The 15,820-nt window shown below is 65.5% G+C and carries 12 protein-coding genes; 7 read left to right on the forward strand and 5 right to left on the reverse strand.

The genetic code is table 11. The features are described 5' to 3' along the window. Positions 1 to 4: 4 nt before the first annotated feature. Complete coding sequence (locus tag IIB36_03785) at positions 5 to 1,348, reverse strand: class I SAM-dependent methyltransferase (protein ID MCH7530867.1); 1,344 nt, start codon at positions 1,346 to 1,348, stop codon at positions 5 to 7. A gap of 141 nt (positions 1,349 to 1,489) precedes the next feature. Between IIB36_03785 and IIB36_03790 the strand changes: the two genes are divergently transcribed. The 3 genes from IIB36_03790 to IIB36_03800 all read left to right on the forward strand — a co-directional run bounded on the left by IIB36_03790 (position 1,490) and on the right by IIB36_03800 (position 5,351). After that, positions 1,490 to 3,070 carry an MBL fold metallo-hydrolase gene (locus IIB36_03790; GenBank protein ID MCH7530868.1) on the forward strand — a complete coding sequence of 527 codons (1,581 nt, stop codon included), beginning with the start codon at positions 1,490 to 1,492 and terminating at the stop codon, positions 3,068 to 3,070. A 64-nt stretch (positions 3,071 to 3,134) separates the two neighbouring features. Further along, complete coding sequence (locus IIB36_03795; GenBank protein MCH7530869.1) at positions 3,135 to 4,241, forward strand: hypothetical protein; 1,107 nt, start codon at positions 3,135 to 3,137, stop codon at positions 4,239 to 4,241. Positions 4,242 to 4,583: 342 nt separating this feature from the next. Next, entirely contained in the window at positions 4,584 to 5,351 is a 768-nt protein-coding gene (locus IIB36_03800) for a DUF481 domain-containing protein (protein MCH7530870.1), read from the forward strand. A gap of 24 nt (positions 5,352 to 5,375) precedes the next feature. Here IIB36_03800 and IIB36_03805 read toward each other — a convergent pair whose 3' ends face one another. Continuing rightward, positions 5,376 to 6,815: an amidohydrolase family protein gene (locus IIB36_03805; GenBank protein MCH7530871.1), complete on the reverse strand. Its 1,440-nt coding sequence runs from the start codon at positions 6,813 to 6,815 to the stop codon at positions 5,376 to 5,378. Between the two features lie 193 nt (positions 6,816 to 7,008). Here IIB36_03805 and IIB36_03810 point away from each other — a divergent pair, with 193 nt between their 5' ends. From IIB36_03810 to IIB36_03825, 4 genes are all read left to right on the forward strand, one after another. Beyond that, complete coding sequence (locus IIB36_03810; GenBank protein ID MCH7530872.1) at positions 7,009 to 7,788, forward strand: SEL1-like repeat protein; 780 nt, start codon at positions 7,009 to 7,011, stop codon at positions 7,786 to 7,788. Between the two features lie 6 nt (positions 7,789 to 7,794). Beyond that, positions 7,795 to 8,307: a TonB-dependent receptor plug domain-containing protein gene (locus tag IIB36_03815; protein ID MCH7530873.1), complete on the forward strand. Its 513-nt coding sequence runs from the start codon at positions 7,795 to 7,797 to the stop codon at positions 8,305 to 8,307. Between the two features lie 375 nt (positions 8,308 to 8,682). Continuing rightward, positions 8,683 to 10,032 carry a carboxypeptidase regulatory-like domain-containing protein gene (locus IIB36_03820; protein MCH7530874.1) on the forward strand — a complete coding sequence of 450 codons (1,350 nt, stop codon included), beginning with the start codon at positions 8,683 to 8,685 and terminating at the stop codon, positions 10,030 to 10,032. Further along, positions 10,025 to 10,816: a carboxypeptidase regulatory-like domain-containing protein gene (locus IIB36_03825; protein ID MCH7530875.1), complete on the forward strand. Its 792-nt coding sequence runs from the start codon at positions 10,025 to 10,027 to the stop codon at positions 10,814 to 10,816. The genes IIB36_03820 and IIB36_03825 overlap by 8 nt, the downstream gene beginning before the upstream one ends. A gap of 11 nt (positions 10,817 to 10,827) precedes the next feature. On the opposite strand, the gene IIB36_03830 is transcribed toward IIB36_03825, so the two are convergent. The 3 genes from IIB36_03830 to IIB36_03840 are packed head-to-tail and all read right to left on the reverse strand — an operon-like array spanning position 10,828 to position 15,713. Then, positions 10,828 to 12,882 carry a PQQ-binding-like beta-propeller repeat protein gene (locus IIB36_03830; GenBank protein MCH7530876.1) on the reverse strand — a complete coding sequence of 685 codons (2,055 nt, stop codon included), beginning with the start codon at positions 12,880 to 12,882 and terminating at the stop codon, positions 10,828 to 10,830. Further along, a complete protein-coding gene (locus IIB36_03835) occupies positions 12,879 to 14,435 on the reverse strand; it encodes an amidase (GenBank protein MCH7530877.1) in 1,557 nt (518 codons plus the stop codon). The genes IIB36_03830 and IIB36_03835 overlap by 4 nt, the downstream gene beginning before the upstream one ends. A gap of 3 nt (positions 14,436 to 14,438) precedes the next feature. After that, on the reverse strand, positions 14,439 to 15,713 hold the full coding sequence (locus IIB36_03840) for a hypothetical protein (protein MCH7530878.1): 1,275 nt from the start codon (positions 15,711 to 15,713) through the stop codon (positions 14,439 to 14,441). Positions 15,714 to 15,820: the final 107 nt, after the last annotated feature.

Below are 15,820 nucleotides of genomic sequence, written 5' to 3' on the forward strand. Positions count from 1 at the left end.
CGCTTCAGTTCTGTCGAGCCTCGAAGAATCTCTTCAGGCTCTCGTCGGTGAGCGCGGGCACGAACTTCTCGCGGTCGGTCCATATTCGCTTCAAGGTGATGTCGATCCCGGCCGAGGACGTATACGCCGCGGCGAGCGCCACAACTCGTTCCGCAGGGATCGGCACAGCTGACGCGTGCTCGGCGAGATCATCGTAGCCGGCGTTCTCCGAGGCGATCCACAACGCGAGCTGCTCGATCACGGGGGCGAGCACGGGGCCGAGGTTCATCCCCTGGAATTGCCACACGACATTCCTCGTGGCCCTGTGTTCGTAAGCCGGTCGGATTTCGAATCGCTCCTGCGGCTGGGGGACCGGCCTCGTCCTATGCACTCTGCGCGCCAGGACGGTCCAGCTCTCGGGGCCATCCTCCCGGAGCACGACAGCGCCGTCCCTGCGAGCGACCATGTCGCTGGCTCCGCTCTCGCTCTCGAAGTACGTGCCGACCGGGAACGTGATCACTATTGGGTCGGGCCCGATCCTCCTGATCGTCAGTTTGACGGTCTCCGCTCCCTGGCCCGCGGCGATCACCTCGATGCGGCCCTCGCTGAGGGCCTCGAGGATGTCGTAGTTGGCGATGACCGACCGGGGCTCGACCGCTGTCGTGTTGCGAACGGGTGTGCTGCGAACGGGCGCAAAAATGAACATGTGCTGGCCCGGCAAGAACTCATGTAGCTCGACGAGGTCGAACCCCGCCGGGTTCCACTCGCTGAGGACCTGGCGGACCGACATCCGGTGGTCGGGCTTGATATGGTCGCCCGTGCCGTCCTCGACTCGGTACTCGACCAGCGCCACCCGTCCGTCGGGCTTCAGCGCCTGCCGCATCTTGGCGAGCATCGCCTCGTGGTTGGAGAACTCGTGGTAGACGTCGACGAGCAGGATCCAGTCGATCTCACCCTCGGGCAGCTTCGGGTCGTCGAATTCGCTCAGGACGGGCACGATGCCTGTCAGGCCCTCTTCTTCGACGTAGCCTCGCAGGATCTCCAGCATCTCGGGCTGGATGTCCACGGCGTAGATCGTGCCGGTCGGAGCCACGAGCCGGGCCATCCTGCGCGTGTGGAATCCGGAGCCGACACCGATGTCCGCGACCACGTCTCCGTCCTCGAGGCCCATCGCCGCCAGCATCTCGTCGGGCATTTCCTCGGCGACGCGCTCGGCGCGTTCGAGCCAGGGGGCTCCCTGGTAGGACATGAATTGGGCCGGGACGCGCTCGGGAAGCTCTAGCGGCAGCTCCTGCGCAGACGCTGGACTCAGCCCGACGCAGAGGAGTAGGCCTACGAATACGCACACCAGGGTCTTCACTCTCAGCATGACCAACTCCCGTGACGCGTGGCTCGTGATAGTGGATCATATCGCGATAGCATAGGCCTGCGCCAAGGTGGACGAGCGCAGGGCGTTTCTTCTCCCTATCCTTCCGCCGCATATCGGGCCACCGCGAACTCAGGAGCGCGCATGTCCACCAGACTCTCGGGTCTCGTAGTCGCAGCGACATTGATGGGCGTGCCGTCGGCCGCTCAGGAGCTACCGCCGGGCTTCATCGATCCCGGCCCGGTGTTGCAGGCCGCCGCCGAAGCGATCGGTGTCGCCAACCTGCGGTGCGTGACGATCTCCGGGAGCGCCTACGCCGGCATGGTGGGCCAGCAGCGGCTGAATGGGTACGAAGTGGACTGGCCGCGGGGTGAGCGGCTGACGAACTACACACGGACGATGAACTGGGACGCTGGGACCTCGGTCGAGACGTTCGACCGTGAGCCCGGCCACAACCCCGCGTCGTGGAAGTACGGACTCGGATGGCGCGGCGGGACGCCGCTACAGCGGAATAGTCGCCAGCTCTTCGCGGTCAACGGCATGCACGCATGGCACGTGGACGGGCAGGGTAGCGCGCCCGTTGCGGCGCCACCCGAGGACGCGGAGCGGTGGCAGCTCGACTTATGGCTCAACCCGCACGGCTTCCTCAAGGCGGCGATGATGCCGGGCGCCGAAGCGCGGGCCACCTGGCGCTGGGAGCTCGGTGAGATGGGTCGCGACGGTGCGACGGTCGCCCCGGAGAAGGTGACGATTGTCTCGATTACCGTGCTGGGTAAGTACAGGGTCGACGCGACCATCAATAGCGAGAATCTGCTTCAGCGGATCCACACCTGGGTCCCTGATCCGGTGCTCGGGGACATGAACTACGAGCATGAGTTCAGCAACGCGAGCTACGTGGATCTCGGCGACGGCGTTCGCTTTCCCACCGGTTGGCATCACCACCAGGGATGGGACGACAACTACCAGACCCAGAGCGTCAACGCCGGCCACAATGCGTTCGGCGGAACGCTCGCAGACATCCGAGCGAACGACTGCGAGGACCCCCTCACCGTCCCGGATGCGGTCCGCCGGGCTGACTTCCCGGTCGAGGTCACGACGCTGGAGGTAGCCGAGGGCGTGTGGCTGCTCGGCGGGTCGTCACACAACAGCGTGGCCGTCGAGTTCGACGACTACGTCGCGGTCGTGGAGGCTCCAATCGACGACCGGCGTAGCCTCGCCGTCATCGACGAGGTCGTCAGGCTCGTGCCCAACAAGCCGATCCGGTTCCTCGTCAACACGCACCAGCACCATGACCACATCGGCGGGCTGCGCACGTACATGCACATCGGCGCCACCATCATCACGCACTGGAAGAACCACGACTTTTACACGCGTGACGTGCTCAACTACGCGCCCCGGACGCTCGACCCCGATATGCTCGCGCTTTGGCCACCGACGGAGCTCGCCGAAGGCTATCAGTACGAGACGGTTCGGGAGAACTACTGGCTGAGCGACGGGGAGCGTTCGATGCATGTCTCGTACGTGCACCCACTCCCACACGTCGAGGGCATGCTCGTCGCCTACCTACCGAACGAGAAGATCCTGATCGAGGCCGATCTTTCGGCCAGCCGGACCCTGTTGGGCCACGTGCAGCGCCTCGGGCTCGACGTCGAGACGATTGTGCCGATCCACGGGCTGCCCGTTGCGTGGTCCGATTTCGTGGAACTCGTCGAGTCGCTTCGATAGTTTGACCGGAGGCACGGAAGACGAGGCCCGCTGCCCACAAACTGCGAATTTGGAGAGCAACAGAATGTTGCATGCCCAGCGAACAGGCGTAACGATCGTAGTCGGCTTGGCGTTATTGACCGCGGCATTGGGCGGGGCGTTGCGCGCCCAGACCTCCACCACCAACCCGTACCGCGCCACCTTCGGTTGGGAGAATCTCCCCGAAGGAAGAAGCCTCGGCGTCATTAGCGGAGTCATCCCGGACCCCGATGGGCTGCACCTGTGGATTCTAGACCGGTGTGGCGGGAATCAGTGCGCCGGAAGCGATTTGGATCCGATCCTGAAGTTCGATCTCGACGGCAACCTCGTGGCTAGCTTCGGCGCGGGCTTGTTCGCCTTTCCGCACGGCTTCGCCCTGGACCACGAGGGATTCCTCTGGGTCACCGAAGGCGGGTCACATGGCGACGCTCGAGCCACGCTGGGCGAGAGCATGGGCATAGGGCATCAAGTCCTCAAGCTCACCCGTCAGGGGGAGGTGGTGATGCGGTTGGGAGAGGCCGCGGTCTGGGGAGACGACCAAAGTCACTTCAATGGACCGTCGGGTGTCGCGATCGCCGCGAACGGAGACATCTGGGTATCGGATGGGCACCGGGGTGGGAACAACCGCATCGTCAAGTTCACGAGCGACGGGACCTTCGTGCTCGCCGTGGGGGGCGGTGTCGGTTCGGAGAGCAGGGAGCCGGGCCGGTTCAGCGACGCACACGACATCAAGATCGATTCCCAGGGCCGCGTCCTGGTCGCCGACCGCGGCAACAGCCGGATCCAGGTCTTCGACCCGGATGGCGAGCTGCTCTACATCTGGACGCACTACGGTAAGCCGAGCGGACTCTTCATAGACCGCAACGACATCCTATACGCGGGCGATGGCCTGTCGGGCCAGTTGCGGACCGGGCCGCCCGACCCATGGCGGAGCAACTTCGGGTGGGAGAAGGGCATCCGGATCGGAGACCTGAAAACCGAGCAGGCTTGGGTCACGCACTTCATTCCCCAACACGACGTGGACGTCGGCGCGGGAATCGAGTTCCTCGGCGTGGACTTCTCTGGAAACATCTACGCGGGTGAGGTCACCCGCATGCGGCTGGTGAAATACGTGCCGTTCAGGCCGCCGGAGGTTGGGGGGCAGATCCGCTAACCGTAGGAGGTGCAGCCCTGTCGCCACTACTCCGCTCTTCCCGTCGTCGTTCGCCCTTGATCGGCGCCTCGCTGCTGATCGCTTCCGTGACTGCGTGCATGGGGTCGGATTCCGGGGCTGACACCGCGGCTGGGCGCTGGCGCCATTCGCTGGAATCGCCCGGGACGGCACGCTGGTGTTCCGGGGAATGCCCGCGTACGCGGACGTCACCTTCGATCAACTGACCGGGCTCCAGCACTACATCCGCCAACTCACACGTATAGCTTTCGACCGGTTCGGAAGTCCCCTCACGCCCCGACACACCCGTCTCTGGAGCGCATCATCAGTCCTCTGGCCAAGTCCGTGATCCGCGATCTCGCCTCCTCGATCGCCACCCTCCTCATCGTTTTCGCGAGCCCTGCGCACGCACAGGTGAACATCGAGGCGCTGCGACGCGACGATCCGCCGCTGGGCCGTTCTGGTTCCTTCGGCGGCGATTTCACTTTGCGTACCGGCAACGTGGACTTCGTGCAGTTCGGCTTCAACGGACGCCACTACGTCGTGAGCGAGAACCTGACCACACTCATTGTCGGGAATGGAGGCATCGGCCTTCTCGCGCGGAGCCGCTTCGCATCTTCCGGACTCCTGCACTACCGTAGGACCTACTCCCACGAGTGGATCTCGCCTGAGTGGTACGCCCAGGCGAACTACGATCGGGCCCAACTGCTTCGGTTCCGGCTCGTGGGGGGCGGTGGTATCCGCACCGCGGTCGCCCGCGGACCATGGGGGCAGTTTGGAGCCGGCACGGCACTGATGCTCGAACACGAGCGCCTCGAGCTGCCCGATTCCGCCCTCCATCCACAGCAGACGACGGTCGTCCGGTCGAGCTCTTTTCTGACACTTCGCCTGACCTCAGGAGAGGGGCTCGTCGTGACCTCCACGACCTATCTGCAGCCGGATCTCCGGGCCCGCCGGGACGTACGCGTCCTGGAAAACCTGCGGCTCGCGTCGTCGATTACCGAGAGGGTCGCACTCACGGTGTCGTTCAACCTCCGCTACGACTCACGTCCTCCGGACGGCGTCGCGAGGATCGATACGGTGCTCCGGACGGGCGTGACGTACACGTACTGATCAGCAACTGTCCCGAGTGACGGGTCAAGAGACTGGCCGCGGATGCCGGAGCCATTGGCCGGGCACCACACCCTCCACGATCGTGCCACCGTCCAGCACGAGTGTGCCGTTGACGATCACGTACGAGATGCCTTCGGACATTTGTGCCGGACGGCCGTAGGTGGCTCGCTCTCGAACGGTGGTCGGATCGAAGACCGTCACGTCGGCGTCCATTCCGACCTGAAGTCGGCCCTTTCTCGCCATTCGGGGGACCGCCCTTTCGAGGCGCCCCGCCGGGAGCAGCGTGATCTTCCTGATTCCCTCCATCCAGCTCACCACCTGGAGGTCGCGCACGAACCGCCCCAGGAAGCGGCCGAACGTACCCACGCTGCGGGGATGCCCGCGTCCGTTCACGAGCCCGCCACCGTCGGAGCTGACGATCCCGAGCGGGCTCCTCAGGCCCATGATCATCTCTTCTTCGGGGATGAACTCGGTCTGAATCGCGAGGCCGCCGGGCCGCGTCCTCAGCTCGAAGAAGCGCTCTTCCGTTAGCCGTTCCTGGGTTTCGGCGACGTAGATGTCGGAGTAGGTCGCGCCGCCGAAACGCTCCTGCCAGCCCTCGTCGAAGAGCGCTGACTGCAGCGTAGTCTGGTTTCGTGTCCACACGTGGAAGTCGAAGCCGACGTCGACCCCACGGGCGTACGCCCCCTCGACGAGCGCGATCGAGAGCGGCGCCGATCCCACCGTCGACGAGATCAGATGGGCGAGCTGCGCTTGCGCGCCTGTCGCGGCAGCTATTGCCACTACCTCCATGGCCGCGAGGCTCATCGTCAGCGGGAAGACGTTGCCCTTGTAGCGCGCGTGCAGGTGACAGGGCACGCCCTCGGCGGCCGCGACCTCGAACAGCGCGAAGATCTCCTCGTAGGAGGCTCCGGGCGTGTAGTTGACCCCGAAGCCGATCCCGACCGCCCCGTCGCGGATCGCGCGCACCGCGAGCGGGCGCATCGCCTCGATCTGCTCCGGCGTCGCGGGCGCGTAACGATCCGTGGCTCCGACCGCCTCGCGGAGTGCGGCATGACTGACTGTCGCCGCGTAGTTGACCAGCGGACCGACCGCGGTGTGCCCTTCCACGTAGCCAGCGACGTCGAGCGGCCCTCCGTGCATGCCCAGGACCGTCGTCACGCCATCGCCGATCTTGAACACGTGCGCGTCCCGGTTTCGGCCAATGCTCGCGAGGATGTCGATGAATCCCGGCGCCACGATCTGACCGCGCGCGTCGATCGTCTCACGACCGCGGATCTCCTCCGTCGTGATCGCCTCGATCCGCTCTCCTCGGATGCCCACGTTGGCGATCTCGTCCCGGCCTGTCTCGGGATCCATCACCCTGCCCCCGAGGATCACCACGTCGTAGAGCTCTTGAGCCAGACTCGGCCCGGGCACCGTCAGGGTCACGAAGAGCGCCGAGGCCAGGATGCGGACGTTCATGTCTCACCTCCTCAAACCGCATGGTACGACCGGTGCCAGCCGCGGACAAGAAGCGCGGCGATTGGTGGCGGGTGGGACGGGTTGGGCGCGCAGCAGAACCGCGATACGTTTGAGTGCAGCTCGCCAGCGGATGAGAACAGTGACCTCATCCCGCCACCATGAGTGGGCGGCCCACGAGGCTTGAGGAGGCGACATGACACGCAGTTGGCTATTCGTGGTTGTCCTCCTCACTGTGCTTCCCCGTCCGGTCGCGTCGCAGGTCACTGAACGGTTGTATCAGCAGGCCTGCGATGACGGAGACATGATCGCCTGCAACATCTTCGGGCTCATGTACGAGACCGGAGAAGGCGTCAGGCGGGATCTCGCGCGTGCCGTCGGTCTCTACCAGCGAGCCTGTGAGGGCGGCGCGCTCGTGGGCTGCACGAATCTCGGACTCATGTATGAAGCCGGAGCCGGCGTCACTCAGGACAGCGCGCGCGCGGTCGGTCTCTATCAGGTTGCCTGCGAGGGCGGCGAGATGCTGGGGTGCGGCCTCGCTCCGGTGGAGCAGACCGGGGGCGCCGCGGTGGCCGAGCGGTTCGTCAAGTCCGGCCGCGTCGGGGATGCCGAAACAGGAGGCGCGCTCAGCGAGGCGATCGTGGAGGTGCCAGACCTCGGGATTCGGGTGATTTCCGACGCGGACGGTCGGATCGAGCTGGGGACCCTCCCAGCCGGCCGGCATTCGCTGAGGGCTGAGCGCGTCGGCTATGGCGTCGTGGAGGGTGAGTTGGACGTCCCGGGGAACGCGGACTTCTTGATCCTCCTCAACCGGGCCGAGGTGGACGACCCGCTCGCCCCAGGACGGATCAATGGTCGCATCATGGACGAGGGCGGAAACCGTGGACTCGCGGACGTCGACATCACGCTACTGGGACAGACGCAGGTGCGTACGCTCAGCAACCGCCAAGGCCGGTTCAATCTGAGGGACCTGTAGCCCGGATTGGCGGAGCTCCGATTCACGCGCCTGGGCTACGCTCCCCGTACGGCGACACTGATCGTGCAACCGGGCAGCACTGTCGATCTGTCGGCGACGATGTTCACCCAGCCGATCGAGCTCGAGGCGATCGAGGTGACCGTCCGCTCTTCCTATCTCGAGCGGAACGGATTCTACCGGAGAGCCCGCCGCTCCTGGGGCAGGCAGTTCACGCGCAAGGACCTCGACACGATCGATCCCATGTTCGTATCCGACCTTCTTTGGCGCGTTCCCGGTGTCACCGTGCGGTTTGGGAGCTCAGTGCAAGCCGTGAGCAGACGGAGTTCCGGTGTCGGCCGGGGTCCGTGTGTTCTGTCGGTGTACGTCGACGGCGTGCCGATGTTCGATTCTCATCTCGACTGGATTCAACCCGAAGGCCTCGAGGCGGTGGAGGTCTACCGCGGATTGAACACCCCTATAGAGTATCGCTTTTTCAATTCCTGCGGCGTCGTTCTCCTATGGACTCGACGAGGTGGCTGAGCCGACGGGAGCCAGCAGATTGTCGATGTCCAGATCCTTCTGAGCCCACCCCACGACTCAGCAATTTGTCGAGTTTTTTGAGACGCCGGGGCCGATTGACCCGAGCCGGCACCACCCCACTGCTTATCGTATGGCGCGTACCGCGACCGGCGACTATGCCAGCATATCGCCTACCTGCGTCCCGCACCGCAGCCTGATGGAGCATCTTCCGCCCCTAGAGGACCACTCGCACTGGCGTCGGGATCGCTGGCCGTTGGCTGCGGCACTGTGGACGCCGGCGCTCTCGACCCGCACGGCAATGCGATGTACTCTCAACCGGAGCCAACCGGAGCGGTCGGACTCATCGCTGGAGAGGCTGTAGTGAAGGAGCCAAACGTGAGCCGTTGCGCCCTGATCCTGGCTGGCTTTCTGATCCTGCTGCCCCGTATGGTCGTAGCTCAGGGTCCCGAGCGTCTGTATCAGTCCGCCTGCGACGGCGGGGATATGATCGCCTGCAACGTCTTCGGACTCATGTACGAGTACGGGGATGGCGTCCCGCAGGATCTCGCCCGCGCCAACAGCCTCTACCAACGCACCTGCGAGGGCGGCTTGCTGGTGGGTTGCACCAACCTCGGCCTCATGTACGAAGCCGGCGTCGGCGTCACTCGGGATCTCGCCCGCGCGAGGGGCCTCTACCAGGTCGCCTGCGAGGGCGGCGAGCTACTGGCGTGCGAGAGCCGCTCGGCGGTCGAGCAGGCGGTGAGCGTCGAGCCGGGCGAGCGGTTCTTCAAATCGGGCCGGATCGCTGACACGCGGACCGGGGACGCGCTCGGTGCGGCGGTTGTCGAAGTGCCGGCGCTCGGCATTGTGGTGATTTCCGACGCGGCTGGTCGCTTCGATCTGGACGGACTCCCCGCCGGCCGGTACGCGCTGAGGGCCGAGCGCCTCGGCTACGAGGCGCTTCAAGGCGAGTTGGAGGTGCCGGGGAATCCGGAGTTCCTCGTTCTCCTGGAGCGGGCCGTCGTGGGTGACCTGCGCGAGACAGGAAGCGTGGTGGGCCGGGTCACGGAGCTTGGAGAACGGGCGCTCTCCGACGTGGAAGTCACGGTGCTGGGGCAGCAGCGTGCGAGCACGCTCAGCAACCGGCAAGGCCGATTCACGCTGAGGGACATCGAGCCCGGGCTGGTCGAAGTCCGTTTCGTGCACCTGGGCTACGCCCCGCGTACCGCGACCTTGATCGTCCAGCCGGGAAGGACGGTCGAGATCGCCCCCACAATGGTCACCCAGCCGATCGAGCTCGAGCCCATCCAGGTGACAGTCCGCTCGAGCTTTTTGGAGCAGAACGGGTTCTACGAAAGGTCCGAAGGAATGGTAGGCACGCACTTCACAGCGCTTGACATCGAGAGGCTGACTCCAAACGGCGTCTCCGAAGTGATTCGCGGCCGCGTTCCGGGCGTGAGAATCCAGTATGGATCGTACGGCGCTTCCCCGGCCGACGGCAGTCCCACGACTGGCCCAGTCTCGGGCACGATGGCGCGAGCGGTCAGCAGGGGACAGAGGGGGGGGCGGGATTGTGTGCTCGCAGTGTACGTGGACGGGAGGCTCGAGACCCTGGATCTTGACCTCGACCTGGTCCCTCCCGAGCAACTCGCGGCGGTTGAGGTCTACATAGGGATCGACACCCCCGTCCAGTACAGCCGGAATGAATGCGGCGTGATCCTCCTCTGGACTCACAGGGGTGGCTGAGTTGGCCAAGCAGCGCGAGTCGACATGGCCCGCTATTCGTCACTCGCTGTCGGGGCTCTTGACGCTGTTCTTCATGCTCTTCTTCGCGGCGACCGACGCGCGCTGTCAGGAGATCCGAGGGCGGGTGCTGGACTCCTCCAACGGACAACCGGTCCGGACGGCGGGCGTGTTTCTTCTGGATTCTGAACGGGGCCAGGTCGCGGTGTCGATCGCCGACAGCCTGGGGCGCTATCGCCTGCCCGTGCCTACCGCGGGGGAGTACTTCCTGTTCGTGCAGCGGATCGGATACTACGAAACCGAGTCCCCACTCCTAGCCGTTTCAGTCGACCGGCGGTACGACGTGGACTTGGAGATCCGTCCGGAGCCGATCGCGCTCGACCCCTTGCTCGTGGGTGTTCGGAACGACCAGTTCGAACGTTGGATGAAACGGCGTTACAAGGGGAGCTCGAACGGGCTCTTCGGATATCGTGTGATCCAGGGGCTGCGTTTGGAGGAGGCCCGTCTCAGAAGCAAGACCAGCACCGACCTGTTCCGCTGGCTCTTCATTCCCGTGTCCAACGGGACCGAGGCGTGTGTGGGATGGCGCATACCAGAGGTCGAGCGGGCCACCCAGCGTATGCTCTCGCCGACGTGCGGCAAGGTCATCGTCGACGACATTCCCTATCCGGCCGAGCACCTCGATGGTGTGGACCTGAAGGGAATCGGGATCGTTGTGGTTCGCCCTCCCGACGTCCTCATCTTCACGCGCGGATTCCACTGGAACGGACGCCCAGGCGGCGGTTGACGACTGCGGTATCAGCGCAACCGGAGTCCCACCAGCGAGCCAGGCATCCCGCGTCCCGCGATCTGTACGACGACATACTGCTGACCGTCGTGCATGTACCCCATCATCCCGTACTGGCCGGGCGCCGGAATCTCGACCGTGGCCAGCCGTTCCCCGGTCCTCTTGTCCACGGCATGCAGTACTGCCGCGCCTCCGGCTCCCTCCGCGGTGATGAGCAGCGTCGGCGTGACCATCGTGATCGGATAGGAGAGCCGTCCCGTGTTGGGAAGTTCCACGCCCTGCAGCGCCTCGTGGTTCCGGATGTAGTCGGGTGTGTCGCCGTTCGGGACTGCCCAGAGGTGCTCGCCGGTGTTCATGTCGATCGCGACGACCTGGCTGTACGGCGGCTTCCAGATCGGCAAGCCCTGGGGACCCCGAAAATCTCCGCGATTCAGGACCGCCCACTCGGCGATCGTCGTGCCGGTGGTCATGATGTCGTCCGGAAGGTCCAGATCCTGGCCGGGCACGATGTTCTCCGACCTGCACCCCCTGCGCGTCGACACGTAGAGGATGCCCGTCACCGGATCGGCGGAGGTCGGTCCGTTGATGTTCGTCGCGCCGCTGGGGCAGCTCACGAATGAGCGTTGACCTGAGGGGTGGCCGGTCTCGATTGGCGGGTTGAAGATCGGCCCGATGCGGTAGTGCTCGACGATCTCGAGCGCCTCGGCCCGCAGCTGAGGCGTGAAGTCGATGAGGTCGTCGACGGTGAGGCCCTGCATCTCGTAAGCAGCCGGCTTGGTGGGGAAGGGCTGCGTGGGCGACAGCGACTCGCCAGGCACCTCAGACGGGGGAACGGGGCGCTCGACGATGGGCCAGATCGGTTCGCCGGTCGCCCGGTTGAATGTGTAGGCCCACCCCTGCTTGGTGGTCTGAACCAGGATCGGCGTCGGTTCCCCGTCGACGATCACGTCCAGCGCGATCGGGGCTGTGGGGTTGTCGAAGTTCCAGATGTCGTGGTGGACGGTTTGAAAGTGCCAGACCCGTTCGCCCGTCTGCACGTCCAGCGCGATGACGCTGGTTCCGAACAGGCCGTCACCGGGCCGGAAACCGCCAAAGAAATCGATCGTCGGTGGATTGGTGGGAATGAAGACGAGGCCCCTCTCCGGGTCCGCCGACATCGGAGCCCACGACGAGACGTCTCCGGTCCGCTGCCAAGCGTCATTCTCCCAGGTCTCGTGACCGAACTCACCCGGCCGCGGGATGACGTGGAACTTCCACTTGTGCGCCCCAGTTCCGGCGTCGTAGGCCAGAATATCTCCCGGCACCATCTCGATCCTGGTCTGGTTGTAGCCCTGCTCGGCAGAATTGCCCACCACCACGACGCCGTTCACCACGATGGGGGGCGACGAGCTGGTGATGTGTCCAAGCTCTCGGGGGATCCCGAAGTCCGGGTCGTACGGGCCGCCGTCCCAGCTTTCCCAGGGCCCCCAGTCCCGCAGGAGGTCCGGAAGCAGATCCACGACCCCCGTTTGCGGGAAGTCGGGCAGCGGCACGGGTGTGCCCCAGTCCTCCAGGGGACGGCCGGTCCTGGCATCGAGCGCGTAGAGGAAGAAGGCCGGACTCGTGATATAGATCACCCCGCGGCCACCCACCTCGCCGAAAGCCACTCCCTTTCCGTAGCCGTTCCGCATGCCTCGATCGAAGCGCGTCGTGTGGGGCTCGCGGAAGGTCCAGAGTGTCTCCCCGGTCGCGGGGTCGAGCGCGACGACCGACCGGCGTTCGCCCGCGACCGTGTAGAGCATGCCGTCCACGTAGAGTGGCGTCGAGCGCGACACGGCGAGCGGGTTCGGTCCGAAGTTGTCGCCCCTCCAGATCCACGCCACCTCCAGGTTCTCGAAGTTGTCGGCGTTGATCTGATCGAGAGGGGAGTAGCGCGTATGCGAGGCATCGCCACCGATGTAACGCCATTCGGCTGCGGGACTGCTTCGCTGTTGTGCGGCGAGGGGCGCCTGGGTGGTGACCAGAGCCTGGGCGATCGACGCGGCGCCAAGGGTGAACACGAGCCACGAGCGCTTCGGCGCCATCACCGGCCCGCGCTCTCCAGCGGGGGCGTGGTCGGCGGCGGACGACGGTGCCGCGTCGCCTGCTCGTAGGCGTAGCCGAAGCCTAGCAGCATCTCCTCCGTGAACGGCCTGCCGAGAAACTCGAGCCCCACCGGTAGCTCGTCCGTCGTGAACCCAGCTGGGACCGTGAGCGCCGGGAATCCGATGGCGGGGCTGAGGCCCCGGTTGTCGCCCCAACCGTAGTCGTCCGCGGGGCTCGGGTTCGTCTCGACGTCCTGAGCGATCAGCGTCGGCTGGTGATCGAACGTCGCGTACACAATCGCGTCGAGACCGTGGTCGGCCATGACCTTCAGGACGCTCTGCCGCAGCTTTTCCCGTTTCTGGATGACGAGCAGGTAACCCGCGTCGTCCGTCGATTTCCCCACCGAAGTCATCATTCCGCGCGCCCGCCAGGGTGTCACGACACCAGAGAGCAGAATCTCTCGGAGCGTGGTGACCGGTGCGTTCGCGTGTTCGGCCAGATAGTCGTTCATGGCGCGCTCGGTCTCGAAGCTGTTCCCGATCTCCCGGACGATCCCGAGCTCGGGAATGACCAGCGGATCGACGACGTCGGCGCCGAGCGACTCCAACTCTTGGATCGCTCGATCGATTACGGCCTTCACCTTCCGGTAGTCGTCGGAAGAAGGATCGGCCCTCGAATCCATCGGCTCGCGCACGACGCCGATGCGTGCGCCGCGGAGTCGGTCGGTCCCGAGAGAGGCGGTGTACGTCTCCGGAACGCGTCCAACGGAGTATGCGGTGATCGGGTCCTCGGGGTCGTAACCGGCGATGGCGTCCAGAAGGACGGCTGCGTCCGTCACCGTCCGCGTGATCGGGCCCATCGTGTCCTGGCTCGGATTCGCCGGCATCATTCCATGCCTGCTCACGAGCTGCAGGGTCGGCCGCAGGCCGACGAGGTTGTGCACGGCCGCCGGCCCCCGCACCGACCCACCCGTATCCTCACCGATCCCGACCATACCGAAGCTCGCCGCGATCCCGGCCGCCGTCCCACCGGAGGAGCCACTCGGATTCCGGTCGGGTGCGTACGCGTTTCGGATCACCCCGAACGCCGAGCCCACATACCGAGACGCGAACTCGCCCATATTCGTCTTGGCCAGGATGATCGCGCCCGCGTTCTTCATGCTCGTCACGATGGTCGCGTCGCGGGACGGGATGAAGCCCTGGAAGAGGGCCGAGCCGTATGTGGTCGGCATGTCGCTCGTCTCCACCTGGTCCTTGAGCAGCACTGGCACGCAGTGCAGCGGCCCTACCATCCCGTCGGATCGTAGGGCAGCATCCAGCGAGTCGGCCTCCTCCAGCGCGCGGCTATTGATGTGCTGGATGGCGTTGAGCCGCGGACCCGCCTGGTCGTAGGCCTCGATCCGGTCGAGGTAGCCTTGCACCAACGACCGACAGGTGATGCTCCCCGCCTCCATCGCGGAGTGAGCGCCCGCGATGGTGGCCTCCGCCAGCTCGAACGTCTGCGCCGGGAGCGCGCCCGGGAGGGCGAGGAGGAGCGCGACGGCCCGGCGCATCACGCTTCAGCCCACCGGATACTCACGCAGGATCTGGCCGACGAGCTTGTCGGGGTCCGCGCCCGGTATCGGCTCGAACTTCTGCACGCGGCCCATGAAGCAGTCGGCCAAGTACAGATTCCCGTCCTGGTCGGTCGTGATCCCGTGCGAGCAGGCGATCCGCCCAGCCGGCGTGCCCGGAGCGCCCCAACTGTACAGGTAGTTCCCCTCTAGATCGAACTTGATGAGCCGGTTCGTCGGCGCGTCCCCCACCCAGATGTGGCCCTCCGTCGTGATGAGATGGTTGGCCATCAGTGTGCCCTGGTTGTCCGGCCAGTGGGGTGACTTGAGCGGCCACATGTCCAAGAAGACCCCGTTCTCGTCGAATACCTGCATGCGCGCGTGTCCTCGGTCTATGACGAAGATCCGACGGTCCGCGCTGATCGCGATGCTGTGCGGGTTGTTGAATTCGCTCGGCCCGGGGTTCTGCGGATCCTCGGGGGCCTGACCCCAGTCCATGAGGAAGTTGCCCTCCGCGTCGAACTTCGCGATGCGCTTGCCGTCGTAGCCATCGCTGATGAAGTACGTGCCATCGGGGAGCCACGCGATGTCGGTCGGGCGGGCGAAGTTGTTGGGTCCGCGCCCTGGCACGCCCAACTCGCCGTGCGTGCGCACGAGCTCGCCCTCGTACGTGAACATGTAGATCACATGGAGCTGGTCGTCGATGATCCACACGTGCTTCTCTTGATCGTACGGGCTCATCTTGATCTGGTGTGGTCCCCGGCCGCAGGGCTGCTGCGCGAATAGCGAGTCGAGGTGCGGCCACGTGTCGACGAGATTGCCCTCGCCGTCGTACACGTTGATGCTGTGCTGCCAACGCCGCTCGTAACCGCGGCGATTCTGTGTAGGCTGGCACCTCGCGGTGAGACCGTCCGTGGTGGGTGGCGCGTTGCCCACGACGTTCGTGGCGCCGTACGCGGTCCACGGCTCAACACCCTCCGGGAGTGGTAGCTCCCCGCGCATCGCCACCCAGATCCGGTCCGGGCTCTCGGCGTATACGCCACCGAAGGAGCCCCACGTCCAACCGTCATGCGAGTGGTCGTCGTCAGGAAGCGGCTTGGGCCAGTCCGCCGCGACCTGGTAGTGGCCGGTGGGCCAATCCTGATGGCTCCATCGGGTCGCGGCATCAGCAGGAGCCTGGCCCGCCTCGGCATCTTCCGCTGGGGCGCAGCTCGCCAAGCCGACCACGGGAAGTAGGAACGCCATCGCCATCATCCACGCGGAGCGATTGCTTCTGCTCATGGTACACCTCCGGAGGTTGGAATCTCACTCAGGATATGGCTTGGGGCGCTCCCACGCACGGTCGCGTACTCGAGCGCTCGGACTGATCTTCTGGACAGACGGTCCCG

The organism is Gemmatimonadota bacterium, from assembly GCA_022560615.1.
In the GTDB taxonomy this organism is placed as follows: Bacteria; Gemmatimonadota; Gemmatimonadetes; order Longimicrobiales; family Gaopeijiaceae; genus UBA1138.